At 63.2% G+C, this 14,841-nt stretch carries 10 protein-coding genes; 4 read left to right on the top strand and 6 right to left on the bottom strand.

The features are described 5' to 3' along the window. Window positions 1-231: hypothetical protein (locus P3T25_RS44215; RefSeq protein ID WP_429363678.1), on the top strand; the 231-nt coding region annotated here is incomplete at its 5' end. 43 nt (window positions 232-274) lie between these two features. Then, on the top strand, window positions 275-1,201 hold the full coding sequence (locus P3T25_RS44210) for a bestrophin family protein (protein WP_266241366.1): 927 nt from the start codon (window positions 275-277) through the stop codon (window positions 1,199-1,201). Window positions 1,202-1,212: 11 nt separating this feature from the next. On the opposite strand, the gene P3T25_RS44205 is transcribed toward P3T25_RS44210, so the two are convergent. From P3T25_RS44205 to apbC, 5 genes are all read right to left on the bottom strand, one after another. Further along, window positions 1,213-1,968 carry a lysozyme inhibitor LprI family protein gene (locus tag P3T25_RS44205; protein WP_171928870.1) on the bottom strand — a complete coding sequence of 252 codons (756 nt, stop codon included), beginning with the start codon at window positions 1,966-1,968 and terminating at the stop codon, window positions 1,213-1,215. Window positions 1,969-1,970: 2 nt separating this feature from the next. Beyond that, a complete protein-coding gene (locus P3T25_RS44200; RefSeq protein WP_154562075.1) occupies window positions 1,971-4,256 on the bottom strand; it encodes an arginine/lysine/ornithine decarboxylase in 2,286 nt (761 codons plus the stop codon). Between the two features lie 84 nt (window positions 4,257-4,340). Next, window positions 4,341-4,910, bottom strand: coding sequence for a dCTP deaminase (gene dcd, locus P3T25_RS44195; protein WP_012432068.1), 570 nt, complete (start codon window positions 4,908-4,910; stop codon window positions 4,341-4,343). 251 nt (window positions 4,911-5,161) lie between these two features. Next, window positions 5,162-5,695 (bottom strand): superoxide dismutase family protein, encoded by a 534-nt coding sequence (locus P3T25_RS44190; protein WP_171928866.1) that lies wholly within the window; start codon window positions 5,693-5,695, stop codon window positions 5,162-5,164. Between the two features lie 131 nt (window positions 5,696-5,826). Further along, window positions 5,827-6,915, bottom strand: coding sequence for an iron-sulfur cluster carrier protein ApbC (apbC, locus tag P3T25_RS44185; RefSeq protein ID WP_154562079.1), 1,089 nt, complete (start codon window positions 6,913-6,915; stop codon window positions 5,827-5,829). A 340-nt stretch (window positions 6,916-7,255) separates the two neighbouring features. Here apbC and P3T25_RS44180 point away from each other — a divergent pair, with 340 nt between their 5' ends. Together P3T25_RS44180 and metG are read left to right on the top strand one after the other, a co-directional pair. Next, entirely contained in the window at window positions 7,256-7,909 is a 654-nt protein-coding gene (locus P3T25_RS44180; RefSeq protein ID WP_154562081.1) for an OmpA family protein, read from the top strand. A gap of 407 nt (window positions 7,910-8,316) precedes the next feature. After that, entirely contained in the window at window positions 8,317-10,452 is a 2,136-nt protein-coding gene (gene metG / locus P3T25_RS44175) for a methionine--tRNA ligase (protein WP_429363674.1), read from the top strand. A 119-nt stretch (window positions 10,453-10,571) separates the two neighbouring features. On the opposite strand, the gene P3T25_RS44170 is transcribed toward metG, so the two are convergent. Continuing rightward, on the bottom strand, window positions 10,572-14,825 hold the full coding sequence (locus tag P3T25_RS44170; RefSeq protein ID WP_429363672.1) for a translocation/assembly module TamB domain-containing protein: 4,254 nt from the start codon (window positions 14,823-14,825) through the stop codon (window positions 10,572-10,574). Window positions 14,826-14,841: the final 16 nt, after the last annotated feature.

Raw genomic sequence — 14,841 nt, 5'->3', positions numbered from 1 at the left:
TTCGTGCGTCAGGTCCTTGAAATCGGGCATCTTCGTCATGTCCTTCACTATGCACAGCCTGGTGGCAGTTTACAAGCGCTGAATAGTTACGCGGCGGCAAAGAAAGTAAGTGCCGCCCCGCACAGGGGCAACGCTAATAGACCACTAACAATTCAAGGAAAGGCCAAAGCCCTAAGAACACGGCCAATGCCGCCGCCAAAGGCAAAAAAAACCATGGTCCAACGCCATTAGCGATAATAGAACCCCACCCGCCGAAGGCAAAAACCCCCTTGCGATGATCATCCGCCCCCACCTCCATTGGTTCCGCATGCTGCTTGCCTGGAGAGGCTCCGTCCTCCCGCAACTGCTGCCCAGGCTATTCCTCATTTTCTGCATCGCGATCGTCGCGGTAGCCGCCCACGACCACCTGCTGCCGGTCTCGCTCAATCTCAATACCACCGCCCCATTTTCCCTGATAGGCATAGCGTTGGCAGTCTTTCTAGGCTTCCGGAACAACGCCAGCTACGACCGCTGGTGGGAAGCCCGCAAACTCTGGGGCCAGTTGCTGAACGAGTCCCGCTCGCTCACCCGCCAGGCCCTCACGCTGCAAAATAAACAGTTGCCGAAGGAAGACATCAAGGAGTTCGTCGCCGCCCTCAGCGCCCTCCCCCATGCCCTGCGTCACCAGCTCCGCAATAGCGACCCGCGTGAAGATCTCGCAGCACGCCTGCCCAAAGCGCTTTTCGACCGCGTCATAGCGTCGCGCTACAAACCGGCAACACTGCTGCTGTTTCTCGGCGAATGGGTGCAGCGCCACGCACAAACAGGCGCGATCGATCCGATGGCGGTGCTCGCTTTCGATCGGAACTTGAATGGTCTGTCGGATGTGATCGGCGGTTGCGAGCGTATCGTGTCGACGCCGCTGGCCTTCGCCTACTCGGTGATGATTCACCGCACGGTGTATTTCTTTTGCGCGTCCCTGCCGTTCGGACTGGTCGACAGCATCGGCATCTTCACGCCGGTCTTCGCAGTGTTCGTCGCGTACACCTTCATGGCGCACGAAGCGATCGCCTCGCAGATCGAAGAGCCCTTCGGTACCGACGACAACGACCTCGCGCTCGAAACAATGTCGCTCGGTATCGAAGACGCCATGCGCGACCTGCTAGGGGAGCCGGCACTTGCGCGGCCCTCGTCGCAAGCCGAAGCCTACCTGCTCACGTAAGCCGCGAACACTCAGTCGTTGCCGACCGTCTCCGACAAGCGCTTGAGCGTCGCCACCCGCGCACCGATGATATCGATACGGCTGCCTTCGTCGATCACCGGCGTGGCGGCGTTGAGATACGCGGTCCAGGCCTTTTGGGCGCGCGCAAGCGTCGGACGCGAGCGCGTCGGCATCTTCGATTGCAAGCGGCGGTAATAGCGGTTCAGATCGAACATCGCGTGTTCGCATTGCGCGTCCGCGGTACAGGCGCGCGGAGGGCGCGGTGGGTCCCCGCCGCCGGCGCTGGTCCTGGCCAAGGCGCTGCGCAGCGCAAGCGCGCGGTCTCGCACCGGCTGTAATTGCATATCGGCTTCGGCCAGCACATACATCGAGCCATGCGTCGTCGCGAACACGGCCGCCAGCAACTGCTTCTCGACATCGCGCGAGGCCAGCCAGCTTGCCTGGCTCTTTTCCCATGGTTTGCGTTGCGCCGGCGGCAACTTCGCCTGAAGCTGCTGCCACGCGCCGTCCAACGCGGCCTTCCAGCCGATCCGCGCGGTGTCCATGCACTGCACCTGCCCCGCCGTCGACGACATGTCACTGCGCGCAAGACAGGTGCGCATCGACGCGTCGATCGGGTCGGCAGCGGCGACTTCGGCATGCGCCGCCGAAGGCATCACACCGAGCGCCACAGCAAGCAGCCCCACCGACAGCGCCGACGTCAGGGTCAGCGCGCCAAACGCGCGCCGCCAGCCGTCAGCACCCAGCGGGGACTTCACCACCCACATCGTCAGGCGCGCACGCAATCGACGAAGTATTCGATGCGCCCGTTGATGGTTTCGCCGACAAGCCCGTGGATATCCGTGTGGAAACCCGGGAAGCGCTCGTTGAACTCGCGCGCGAAACGCAGATAGTTGACGATGGTCTTGTTGAAGCGTTCGCCCGGAATCAGCAGCGGAATGCCCGGCGGATACGGCGTCAACAGGATCGAGGTGACACGGCCTTCGAGTTCGTCGATCGGTACCCGGTCGATCTCACGGTGCGCGAGCTTGGCGAACGCATCCGACGGTTTCATTGCCGGTTCCATGCTCGACAGGTACATCTCGGTCGTCAGGCGCGCAATGTCGTTCGCGCGATACACGCTGTGGATCTGCTCGCATAGATCGCGCAGACCGACACGCTCGTACATCGGATGATGCGAGACGAACTCGGGCAGCACGCGCCACAGCGGCTGGTTGTTGTCGTAGTCGTCTTTGAACTGCTGCAACTCAGTCACCATCGAGTTCCAGCGGCCCTTGGTGATGCCGATCGTGAACATGATGAAGAACGAATACAAGCCGGTCTTTTCGACGATGATGCCGTGCTCGGCCAGATACTTCGTGACGATCGCAGCCGGAATGCCGGACTCGCCGAAGCCGCCGTCCATATCCAGACCCGGCGTGACGATGGTCGCCTTGATCGGGTCCAGCATGTTGAAACCTTCGGCGAGCGGGCCGAAACCGTGCCACGCATCGTTCGGGCGCAGCATCCAGTCTTCGCGCGAGCCGATGCCTTCTTCCGCGAACGTCTCCGGGCCCCACACCTTGAAGAACCAGTCGTCGCCGTATTCGGCGTCGACCTTGCTCATCGCGCGGCGGAAATCCAACGCTTCGGCAATCGACTCTTCAACCAGAGCCGTGCCGCCCGGCGCTTCCATCATGGCCGCCGCCACGTCGCACGAGGCGATGATCGCGTACTGCGGGCTGGTCGACGTGTGCATCAGATACGCTTCGTTGAAGCGATGCTTGTCGAAGCGGCTGTTCTTCGAATCCTGCACGACGATCTGCGAAGCCTGCGAAATACCGGCCAGCAGCTTGTGCGTGGAGTGCGTGGCGAACACCAGTGCGCCGATGCGCGGACGGCCGGCGCCGATCGCGTGCATGTCCTGATAGAACTCGTGGAACTCGGCATGCGGCAGCCAGGCTTCGTCGAAGTGCAGCGTATCGAGCCAGTCGCCGAGCATTTCCTTGATCATCTCGACGTTGTAGATCACGCCGTCATAGGTGCTCTGCGTGATGGTCAGGATGCGCGGCTTCAGGTCCGGATTCTTGGCCAAGGCTTCGCGGGCGAACGGATTCGCCAGGATCTTCTTGCGAATGTTTTCCGGCTCGAATTCGCTGCGCGGAATCGGGCCGATGATGCCGAAGTTATTGCGCGTCGGCGTGAGGAACACCGGAATCGCGCCGGTCATCGTGATCGCGTGCAGGATCGACTTGTGGCAATTGCGGTCCACCAGCACGATATCGCCCGGCGCAACCGTGCCGTGCCAGACGATCTTGTTCGAGGTCGACGTGCCGTTGGTCACGAAGAACACGTGGTCCGCGCTGAAGATGCGCGCCGCATTGCGCTCGGAGGCGGCAATCGGGCCGGTGTGATCGAGCAACTGACCGAGTTCGTCGACGGCATTACACACGTCGGCGCGCAGCATGTTCTCGCCGAAGAACTGGTGGAACATCTGGCCAAGCGGGCTCTTCAGGAATGCGACGCCGCCCGAGTGCCCCGGGCAATGCCATGAATACGAGCCTTCGTCCGCGTACTGCACCAGTTCCTTGAAGAACGGCGGTGCGAGCGAATCCAGGTACACCTTGGTCTCGCGGATGATGTGGCGCGCGACGAACTCCGGCGTGTCCTCGAACATGTGGATGAAGCCGTGCAGCTCGCGCAGGATATCGTTCGGCAGGTGGCGCGAGGTGCGCGTTTCGCCGTACAGGAAGATCGGAATATCGGCGTTGCGGCGGCGCACTTCGGTCACGAACGCGCGCAGCGCGATGATCGCGGCCGCCAGTTCCGGCGTCTCGCCTTCCACCACCACGTTGTCGACGTACGGCAGCAACTCGTCGTCGTCGATCGAGAGGATGAAGCACGACGCACGGCTCGACTGCTGCGCGAACGAAGTCAGGTCGCCGTAGCTCGTCAGCCCGAGCACTTCCGCGCCTTCTTTCTCGATAGCTTCGGCCAAAGCCCGGATGCCGGAACCCGAGATGTTCTCGGAGCGAAAATCTTCGTCAATGATGACGACGGGAAAACGAAACTTCATGGGCGATTCTCCAAAAAGAACGACCGCTGCATTTGACTAAGCAGCGGTCACCCGAATAGCTGGTGGGTCAGTACGCTGCCGACGTCACGTCTTGGGCAACGTGACGCCGTGCTGACCTTGATATTTGCCGCCGCGATCCGCGTACGACGTCTCACAAATTTCGTCGCTTTCGAAAAACAGCACCTGGGCGACGCCTTCGTTCGCGTAGATTTTCGCAGGCAAAGGTGTCGTATTCGAGAATTCGAGCGTGACGTGTCCTTCCCATTCCGGCTCGAACGGCGTCACGTTCACGATGATCCCGCAACGCGCATACGTGGATTTGCCCAGACACACGGTCAGGACGCTGCGCGGAATGCGGAAATATTCGACGGTGCGAGCCAGCGCGAACGAATTCGGCGGGATGATGCAGACATCGCCCTTGAAGTCGACAAACGACTTCTCGTCAAAGTTCTTCGGATCGACGATGGTCGAGTTGATATTGGTGAAGATCTTGAATTCGTCGGCGCAGCGGATGTCGTAGCCGTAGCTCGAGGTGCCGTAGCTGACAATCTTCCGGCCGTCTTCGGAGACGCGGACCTGATCCGGTGCAAACGGCTCGATCATGTTGTGCGACGCGGCCATGCGCCGGATCCACTTGTCGGATTTGATAGTCATAGGTGAACGCTGCTCGACTTGAGTGACAGATGTGTGACGGGTAACGATCCGGGGTAAGGTCCGGGCCGGGCGCCGCCGGCTACGCGCCCCGGGCTCGGCGACCCCGGCCGAAAGGCGCTTATTTTACGCGATCAGGAGAATGCTGCCGCGGGCGGGGCCTGAGAGCCGTTCCCTGCACCGCAAAAGGCTTGCCGCAAGGCCATTCAAACGGCTAACCGCTTGCACCGGATGAGACCCGCAGGGCATTGCCCTCACTGGCGAATCAACCCGCATGCGAGCGCGGGACCTGCGCCATGCAGCGGATACGCGTAAGGGTCGGTCGCGTCGTGATGCAACAGAACCGCGCGTTGCAACACCGAGCGGATACCGTCAAGCGACACGTCCGGCGCAACGATGAAGCCGGTGGCCACGCCGTTCGCGTCCGCGTGGATGTTGCCGAGATCGCCTTCGACCCGGGCACCGGCTTTCAGACGCTCGGCTGCCGGCGAGAACACCTGGCCGGCGCTGGAGCCGTCAGCGGCATTGCAGTCGCCGCGCTCATGCACTTGCAACGCGTGATCGCTATCGGGTGGCAAGCCCGTGAGATTGTAGGTGACCTGCACACCGTCCGAACGCTCGATGAACGTGACGAGACCGCGTGCCTGATTGCCCACGGTGGGCAGCAACTGCGCGTCGGCACGCTTTTCCTGTGGTCTCAGGAACGTGCTACAGCCGCATAACAGCACACTGCTGGCAGCCAGGACGATGAACGCATGCACCGCCTGCCCGTCGATTCGTTTTCCCATGCGATCCTCTTGCCGGCCTGGTGGCCGCCCCTGCGGCCGCCGAGCCGAACTTGTGAAGTCGACATGATACCGCGAGACCAGACGCAAATTGGCGACTTGGCCCCGCTTTAACCCCTTGTCCGAACGGCTAGTCAGGTGTTCTGGACAACGATGCTGGGAAACTTCGAGGTCATGTCGCGCGCCCGCTCGGCGATATGGATCGCAACCTTGCGCGCGATCGACCGGTAGATCTCCGCAATACGCCCTTGCGGGTCCGCCACGACGGTGGGTCTGCCGGAGTCGGCCTGCTCACGGATGGCGATGTCGAGCGGCAGGCTGCCGAGCACGTCGACGCCGTATTCCTTGCCCATCCGCTCGCCGCCGCCCGCTCCGAAGATATGCTCTTCGTGGCCGCAATTCGAGCAGATATGCATACCCATATTCTCGACGATGCCGAGAATCGGAATGCCGACCTTCTCGAACATCTTGAGACCCTTCTTCGCGTCGAGCAGCGCGATGTCCTGCGGCGTCGTGACGATCACGGCGCCCGTCACCGGCACGCGCTGCGACAAGGTTAGCTGAATGTCGCCGGTGCCCGGCGGCATGTCGACGATCAGGTAGTCGAGGTCTTGCCAGTTGGTCTGCCGCAGCAACTGTTCGAGCGCTGAGGTTGCCATCGGGCCGCGCCACACCATCGGATTGTCCTGCTCGATCAGAAAGCCGATCGAGTTGGCCTGCAAGCCGTGGCCGGTCATCGGATTCATCGACTTTTCGTCGGGTGATTCCGGACGGCCGACAATCCCGAGCATCATCGGCAGCGACGGGCCGTAGATGTCCGCGTCGAGGATGCCGACCGACGCGCCTTCGCTCGCCAGTGCCAGCGCGAGGTTCACCGCGGTCGTGCTCTTGCCGACCCCACCCTTTCCCGACGCCACAGCAACGATGTTTTTAACGTTCGGCAAGAGTTTCACGCCGCGCTGCACGGTGTGCGCGGCGATCTGCTGGGACACCTGGACGCGTGCGCCTGCCACGCCGGGAACGGCTTTCAGCGCGTCGGTGAATTGCGTGTGGATCGCTTCAAACTGCCGTTTGGCCGGATAGCCGAGTACCACCTCGAGGCTAACCGTGTCACCCTCCACGGCCACGTTCTTAACGTTTTTGGCAGCCGCGTAGGGCTTGCCCGTGTTGGGGTCAGTGACGGCCGCGAGGGCAGCGTCGACCAAAGCCCGATCGATACTCATTGACACTCCGTGGGGAACACTTGCGGCGCGGTGGAATCCAAGTCTTCGCCACGCGCCAGAATTTGAAAAAAATTGTTAGACAGCATTGCTAAAACCAGGCACGCCGTGCACCCTTCGGGCAGGCGGAACGCCATGGGGTCGCATCGCTGCGTACTTCATTCATCATTGTAGTGGCTGACGCCAAGCCTTGCCGGAAGACCCTTCTCCACTGTCGGACCGGGAACAGGGAAGACGCAGGATTCTCATATTGTCGAGTAACGCGCTTTACGGCCGTCACGTTCGACGGATAGATTGATCGCTTCCACCCGCTTTACTCGCTTCACTCAAGAGGAATCAAAAAATGAATGCAAAAATCATGACTCGCCTGGCTGTTTTCGCCGTTGCAGGTTCGTTGCTGGCAGGCTGTGCAAGCCAACAAGGTACGGACACCGCCGTCGGCACGGGCGTGGGCGCCGCCACCGGCGCGGCGATCGGCGCGATCTTCGGCGGTGGCAAGGGCGCGGCGATCGGAGCGGGCGCCGGCGCAGCGGTGGGCGGTATCACCGGCTACAACTGGCAAGCCATTCACAACAAGCTGTCGGGCGCCACCAAGGGCACCGGCACGCAGATCACCGAGCAGCCGGACGGCTCGCTCAAGCTGAACATCCCGAGCTCGGTCACGTTCGATACCAACAGCTACGCGGTCAAGCCGTCGTTCGCGCCGGTGCTGGATCAGTTGACGCAGACCATGCAGCAGAATCCGGAACTGATCGCCCAGGTAATCGGCTACACGGATAGCACGGGTCAGCCGGCTTACAACCAGACGCTGTCGGTCAACCGCGCTGAAAGCGTGACGGGTTATCTGGGGCAACGCGGCGTCGCGCCGCAACGCCTGTCGGCAAGCGGCATGGGCCAGAACCAGCCGGTCGCTGACAACAACACCGAAGCCGGCCGTGCCGCAAACCGTCGCGTGGAAATCTATCTGCGCGCTACGGCTCAGCACGCCACGCAATAACGACACAGACTGAAGAGGGAGAAGCAACCGGGCGCCGGGCGGCTTTTGCCACTGGCCCTTGCCACCTTGGCCAGAGGCGTCCGGCAAGCCGTAAAAAGCGGGGGAAACAAAATCTCGCGCGAGAACGAAAAAAATTTCGAACTCTGCCGAAAATCCGCGGTCTGTCTTTACGGTACGTGGCTGGCGAAGCCGCCGCGTCACCATTCTCCTCTTGTCGTTGTTGCTCCGGGGTTAATAGCCCCGGTTTTTTTTGGGCGCTCGGTTTTCGCTCCGCAGGAAGTCTCCCTGGGGGACACACCGTCCTGCCCTGGCAGCGACCCAGCCGCGGCCCAAGCGGCCCAGCCCGCGCCGGGCGTCCGCCCTGCTAGAATCAACGTTTCGTCCCACCGCAGGCTCCCACCATCCTTATGTCAGCACCCGCAACCGATCTCTCCGCAGGCGCGCCGTCAGGCTGTCGCCAGGTTCTCGTCACGTCGGCCCTTCCGTATGCGAACGGGCAAATCCATATTGGCCATCTGGTTGAATATATCCAGACGGACATCTGGGTCCGGACGTTGCGAATGCACGGGCACGAGGTCTACTACGTGGGCGCCGACGACACACACGGCACACCGGTCATGCTGCGCGCGGAAAAGGAAGGTTTGACGCCGAAGCAACTGATCGACCGCGTCTGGCAGGAACACAAGCGCGATTTCGACAGCTTCGGGATTTCGTTCGACAATTACTACACGACCGATTCCGAAGAGAATCGCGTGCTGAGCGAATCGGTCTATCTGGCGCTCAAGGAAGCCGGCCTGATCGAAGCGCGCGACATCGAACAGGCATACGACCCCGTCAAGGAAATGTTCCTGCCGGACCGCTTCATCAAGGGCGAATGCCCGAAGTGCGGCGCGAAAGATCAATACGGCGACAGCTGCGAAGTGTGCGGTTCGACCTATCTGCCGACCGATCTGATCAATCCGTATTCGGTCGTCTCGGGCGCCACGCCGATTCGTAAGACCTCGACGCACTACTTCTTCCGCCTGTCCGATCCGCGCTGCGAGAATTTCCTGCGCGCGTGGGTGGGCGGTCTGGCACAGCCGGAAGCCACCAACAAGATGCGCGAATGGCTCGGCGACGCCGGCGAAGCCAAGCTCGCCGACTGGGATATTTCGCGCGACGCACCGTATTTCGGCTTCGAAATTCCGGGCGCACCGGGCAAATATTTCTACGTCTGGCTGGATGCGCCGGTCGGCTATTACGCGAGCTTCAAGAACCTCGCTGAAAAACGCGGCCTCGACTTCGACGCGTGGATTCGCAAGGGCTCGACCGCCGAGCAGTACCACTTCATCGGTAAAGACATTCTGTATTTCCACACGCTGTTCTGGCCGGCCATGCTCGAATTCTCGGGCCACCGCACGCCGACCAACGTGTTCGCGCACGGCTTCCTGACCGTGGACGGCGCAAAGATGTCGAAGTCGCGCGGCACGTTCATCACCGCGCAAAGCGTGATCGACACGGGCCTGAATCCGGAGTGGCTGCGCTATTACTTCGCCGCCAAGCTGAACAGCACGATGGAAGACCTCGACCTGAACCTCGACGACTTCCAGGCGCGCGTGAACAGCGATCTGGTCGGCAAGTACGTGAACATCGCGAGCCGCGCCGCCGGTTTCCTGATCAAGCGTTTCGGCGGCCGCGTGCAAGACAGCGCCATGCAGCACCCGTTGCTCGCCACGCTGCGCACCGCCGTGCCGCAAATCGCCGCGAACTATGAGGCGCGCGAGTACAACCGCGCGCTGCGTCAGACCATGGAACTGGCCGACGCGGTCAATGCGTACGTCGACACCGCCAAGCCGTGGGATCAGGCAAAAGACCCGGCGAATGCGGCCGCGCTGCACGAGACCTGCAGCGTGAGCATCGAGGCATTCCGTCTGCTGTCGCTGGCGCTCAAGCCGGTGCTGCCGAAGCTGGCGGAAGCGGTCGAAGCTTTCCTCGCCATCGAACCGCTGGTGTGGGCCGACGCGAACGTGCCGCTCTCCTCCACGCGCCCGATCAACGCGTATAAGCATCTGATGACCCGCGTCGATCCGAAGCAGATCGAGGCGCTCATCGCAGCGAATCGCGATTCGCTGCAAGCCACGCCGGAAGCCGCGGCGCCGGCGGATGCCAAGGCCAAGTCGAAGGCAGTGAAAGCAGCCGCCGCAGAGAAGGATGAAACGCCTGACATCATCTCGATCGACGACTTCGCCAAGATCGATCTGCGCATCGCGAAGATCGTCGACTGCAAGGCGGTGGAAGGCTCGGACAAGCTGCTGCAACTCACGCTCGACGTCGGTGAAGAGAAGACGCGCAACGTGTTCTCGGGCATCAAGTCGGCCTATCAACCGGAGCAACTTGTCGGCAAGCTAACGGTGATGGTCGCGAACCTCGCGCCACGCAAGATGAAGTTCGGCCTGTCCGAAGGGATGGTGCTGGCGGCTTCGGCCACCGACGAGAAAGCCGAGCCGGGCCTCTACGTCCTCGAGCCGGATAGCGGTGCAAAGCCGGGCATGCGCGTGAAATAACGCGCGCGGCGTCGAACGCTGCAGGCATCAACAGAAACGGCACGCTTTAAAAGGCGTGCCGTTTTCTTTTGTGTCGTGGCGTTGTTCACACCACGGCCACCGCCGTAGCCTCCATCAACTCACCACCGGACCCGATCGAAGCGCCGCGTGTACAGCAATTCTATGCCGTCGAACGTGCCGCCATATGCCGCGACCGACCAATAGCGTGTGAGGTTCACCGTCGCCTTGATCGCATTGCTCGCCGACTGCAGACCCTGCTCGTAGCCCACCACGAGCCACTCGTTGATCGCCTTCGACACCATCACCACTTGCGGATCGGTCAGCCCGACTTCGCTTCGCCCGATCGAGAACTCGTCGAGCCCGAAGGTCTGCGCGATCCGTTTGCCGCTCGCGCTGCCGAGCAAGGCGAGCGCGGTCGTCATGGTGCTTTGCTGACCGAGGTTGTTGCCCTGATCCGTGCCGTGTCCGAACAGCAGCCACGAGAGCTTTTCGTTATCCGCCACGTTCGGCTCGGACACCAGCTTCGCGACCGGGAACTGGACGGTGCCCGTGACCTGCACGCCCGCCTCGACCTGCTGATTGCGGCGCATGGCCAGGATATTGATGCCCGGATTGGCCACCGGACCGTTGAACGTAAAGAAGCCATTCTCGATGTTGAGCTTGCGGCCGAACGCGGTATAGGTCGAGCCCTGCGTCACGCGGACATTACCGACCGCGCGCAACGGCAGGTTCGGCGCGCTCATCGCGGTGATCGTGCCAGTCAGGCCGAGGTCCGCGCCCATACCGCGGAAACGGAAGCTGTTGCCGAGACTGATGTCGATATTGGCGCGTGGCGCAAACGGGCCGATCGGCTTGTTGGTGCCCGCCACTTGCGGCGGTGGCCGCTCGCCCGCCACCGTGCCGTCCGGACGCACCACCACCACGTCGTCGCCAAGCTTCGGTGCGGACTGCTCCGGCATATCGAACAGCGCGTGATCGACCACGAATTTGCCGTTGATCGCCATGCCGCCCTCTGCCCCGGCGTTCGCCACGCTTGCGCTGCCCGACAGCGACAGATTGCGGTCCGGCGCCGCAAACAATTCCAGCTTGTCCGCGACGATGCTCGCGGTCAAATCCGGCTGCGCGCCATCCAGGCGCACACGGCCGGTGGCGCGCAGCGTGCCGCTCGCACCGTGAAACTCGACCTGCTGGAAGTCCACCAGATTTTGCGAGAGCGCGATGCGCACCACGCCGTCCTTCAACTGCACGCCCTGGTCGACCATCGTCGCCGACAAGCCATCGCCGAGCAGCGACCCCGTCAGGTTCGGCTTGGCGACCGTGCCGCCGAGCGCGAGTTTCAGCGCGAGGTGGCCGTCGAGCAGATAGCTCGGGCCGAACAGGCCGCCGGTCGTTTTCAACGACGGCACGTTCGCATTCACATTGCCGCTGACCGCGCCCTCTTCGTTGACAGTCAGGAAGCCGTCGCGCATTACGAGTGTGGTGTGCGCGTCGGCGTCGACCACACCGATCCGGCTGGCCTGCGCGTGCACGGTCGCATTCAGCCGGTTGCCGCCGCTGAATTCGGCGCGCGCGCTCATATCCGTGATGCCCAGCGACGCCAGACCACGGCCGATCTCGACCGTGACGTCGCCGCTGCGACGCTTCAACTGGACGTGGCCGCTCGCGGTGCTGCCGAGCGCGAAGTCCCAGTCGCCGTCGAACATCAGATCGGTTTTGACGGCTGGCGGTTCGCCGGTGATTTGCCGCCGCAGATCCTGCAGGCGCACGAGCGAAATGTCGGTCAAGGTGCCCGCGGACTGGATCTTGCCGTGGTCGAACGCGAACGATTTCAGGCTCAGCACTGCGCCTTCGAGCGTGAGGCGGGTCGCGCCAAGCGTCAGACGGTCCGGCCCGGCGCTCACGGCGAGCGGCGACTCGAGATTCAGCGCCGGTGTGCCGCGATTCTGCAGGCGGGTCACGGTGCCATCCCAGCGCGTGCCGTCGCGTGCTTCGGTCAATTTGCCGTTGGCAGCGAGTGTCAGATCGAGCGGACGGTCCTGCAATTTGCCGGTGGCCGCCGCCTCCAGCGTATGGTTGGCGCGCGTGCCCGACAGGCGCGCCGTAAGCGTGGTGAGATCGACGCCGCCGGCGCTGAGATTGCGCGCGTCGGTCGTGAAAACGAGCGCGCCGTTCGCGCCGTCGCGCAATTCGGCATGGCCTTCCGCATGGCCGATGCGGTTACTGCTGAACACCACACTGTCTGCCTTGTAGTTCAGCACGACATTCGGATGCGCGAACGAGCCGGTGACGTCGCCATCCGCGGCGATAAGACCGGCGAGGCCGAAACCGAGGCGTTCAAGTTCCGGCGCATCGACACGAAAACGCAGCCGGTCGCCGCGCGCGCCGAAGCTGCCCTGTAAGTCCACCTGATTGCCCGCCACCGAGAGATTCGCGCGGCTCGGCAGAATCCGCGAGCCGGACAACTGGACCACGCCGCCGCCCGTCAACGGCAGGCCGTCATAGACGCTCGGGCCGAGTTTGAATTCGGCCTTGGTGCTGAAGACCGGGCCGAGCATGCCGGCTGCCGTGAGCGTGCCGTTCACGCGTGCCTCGATCTTGCGTGCGGGCGGCGCTTTGGACGGCCTGGGCGGCACTTTGCGCTGAACGACTTCAGCCTTCACCACCGCCTTGGCCGTGTTCTTGACCACCGCTGCGGCCTTATCGCCGGGCGCCGCGCTTTTCGCGCCGGCGGTGCTGCCCGCGAGTGCCGCCGCTTCGTTCGCGTGGGCCGCCTCCGGTTTCGTGGCCTGCGGCGCTTTCGTCGCCTTCGCGGTCCCCGCCGTGGGGGTCGCCGGCGTGCGCGACGGCATCTGCGAAGTCAGCGTCAACGGATCGAAATCAGTCAGTTGCGCTTTCAGGTTGTAGGTGGAATTCGCGTCGTGCTTGAGCGCGCCGGACAGATCGATGCGGCCCTTGCCCGACGTGACACGCACGTCGTTGAAGCTCATGCGTGCGGGATCGAAGGTCACCTTGCCTTGCGCGCGCAACCCCGCTTTCGGGTCGGCGAGATCGAGGGTCAGGCTTTGCACGTCGTCGTTCAGACGGATGCCGATCGGACCGGAAAGCTGGGTAGGCCGCACGGTCGCTTCGAGCGCGTTCAGGTCGAGTCCGGCGACCTGCAGATCGAACTGGCCGCGCTTGCCGGTCAGCGCGCCGCCGCCGGTGAGCGTGGCGCTCTTCACGAGCCGCACCTTCAGGTTCGAAATACGCTGCGCCTGCGCGTCGAGCCGCACGTCGGCGTTGGCATCGATCACAGGTAGCAGGTTCTGGTCGATCGCACCGGGTTTGGCGTTGACGATCGAGACATGGCCGGCGACGGCGAACCCCGCTGCGGCTTTTGCTGCCACCCCCGCAGCAGCCTGCCCCACCGGCTGCAGTTCAGCCCGCACCGCCAGATCCGCCAGCGGTGCGCCTGGCGCAAACGCCTGCGGGTTGACGTGATCAAAAGTCAACGTGGCACGTTGCAACGGCACGTCGCCGAACGGCGTGGCCTCGACTCGCGCATGGCCGGCGAGCTTCATGCCGCTAGCATCGAGTTCGGCGATGAGATTCTCCAGCGAACCGCTCAGATGGCCACCCACCTGCACCGCCTCGTTGTTGACCTTGCCCGAATAGCCAAGATCGCCGGTCAGCGGAAACGGCCGCACCCCATCGAGCTTCGCCGTCGCCGTCACGGCGCCGAACGGCGTGTCGAGCCGCTCGATCGCGGCCTCGTGGTGTCGGCCATCGCTGCGGCCATGGAACATGAAACGGGACAGCTCGGTCGTCGACCCGCCCTCACGCAACAGCAGTTTGTCGACCTGCACGTCGCGCACCTCGAGTTGCATCGGCAAGCGCAAGTCTTGCGGCAGTTTCAGCGGCCCGCTGCTGCTCGACGACGAGCCGACCCGGGCGTCGATCGTACCGACATGCAGATAGTCGATCGCGAAGCGCCAAGGCTTGTGTGTCAGTTCCCAGCGGCCGGCCACGCGGTCGATCTGGATATCGGTGCCGCTGCCGTCGAGGCTGCGCCAGCGCACCTGGCGGAGTTGCACGCCGTGGGCGATAGCGCCGCTCTCGAGCGTGCCGGTCAGCTTGCCACCCAGCAGTTTGACGGCCGCCTGCCACGCGTAAGCCGTCCCACGCTCAGTCGTCAGCGCGCCATACACCAGGCCGATCACCACGGCGACCAGCAGCACCAGCACGGCGACCATCCACGCAAGCGTTTTCAGCAACAACCGGCCCAGACGGCGCTTGGGCTGCGGCGCATCGGGCGGAGGTTGGTGTCCGGGCTCTCCTGGCGGAAGAGCACCGGGCGGCTGCGCGGGGGGTTGGGCGGAAACGTCCGTGGTCATGCGTGGATCATGTAAA

This window comes from Paraburkholderia sp. GAS32 (genome assembly GCF_050434225.1).
Classification (GTDB): Bacteria; Pseudomonadota; Gammaproteobacteria; order Burkholderiales; family Burkholderiaceae; genus Paraburkholderia; species Paraburkholderia madseniana.
Note: the sequence above shows the minus strand (reverse complement) of the source record. Positions and strands in the feature narration are given on the sequence as shown.

What these genes read in the sequence shown, in the direction of transcription:
- P3T25_RS44170 (WP_429363672.1), bottom strand. Translation starts at nt 14,825, where the DNA reads ATGACCACGGACGTTTCCGCCCAACCCCCCGCGCAGCCGCCCGGTGCT.
- dcd (WP_012432068.1), bottom strand. Translation starts at nt 4,910, where the DNA reads ATGACTATCAAATCCGACAAGTGGATCCGGCGCATGGCCGCGTCGCAC.
- P3T25_RS44205 (WP_171928870.1), bottom strand. Translation starts at nt 1,968, where the DNA reads ATGTGGGTGGTGAAGTCCCCGCTGGGTGCTGACGGCTGGCGGCGCGCG.
- P3T25_RS44180 (WP_154562081.1), top strand. Translation starts at nt 7,256, where the DNA reads ATGAATGCAAAAATCATGACTCGCCTGGCTGTTTTCGCCGTTGCAGGT.
- P3T25_RS44190 (WP_171928866.1), bottom strand. Translation starts at nt 5,695, where the DNA reads ATGGGAAAACGAATCGACGGGCAGGCGGTGCATGCGTTCATCGTCCTG.
- metG (WP_429363674.1), top strand. Translation starts at nt 8,317, where the DNA reads ATGTCAGCACCCGCAACCGATCTCTCCGCAGGCGCGCCGTCAGGCTGT.
- apbC (WP_154562079.1), bottom strand. Translation starts at nt 6,915, where the DNA reads ATGAGTATCGATCGGGCTTTGGTCGACGCTGCCCTCGCGGCCGTCACT.
- P3T25_RS44200 (WP_154562075.1), bottom strand. Translation starts at nt 4,256, where the DNA reads ATGAAGTTTCGTTTTCCCGTCGTCATCATTGACGAAGATTTTCGCTCC.
- P3T25_RS44210 (WP_266241366.1), top strand. Translation starts at nt 275, where the DNA reads ATGATCATCCGCCCCCACCTCCATTGGTTCCGCATGCTGCTTGCCTGG.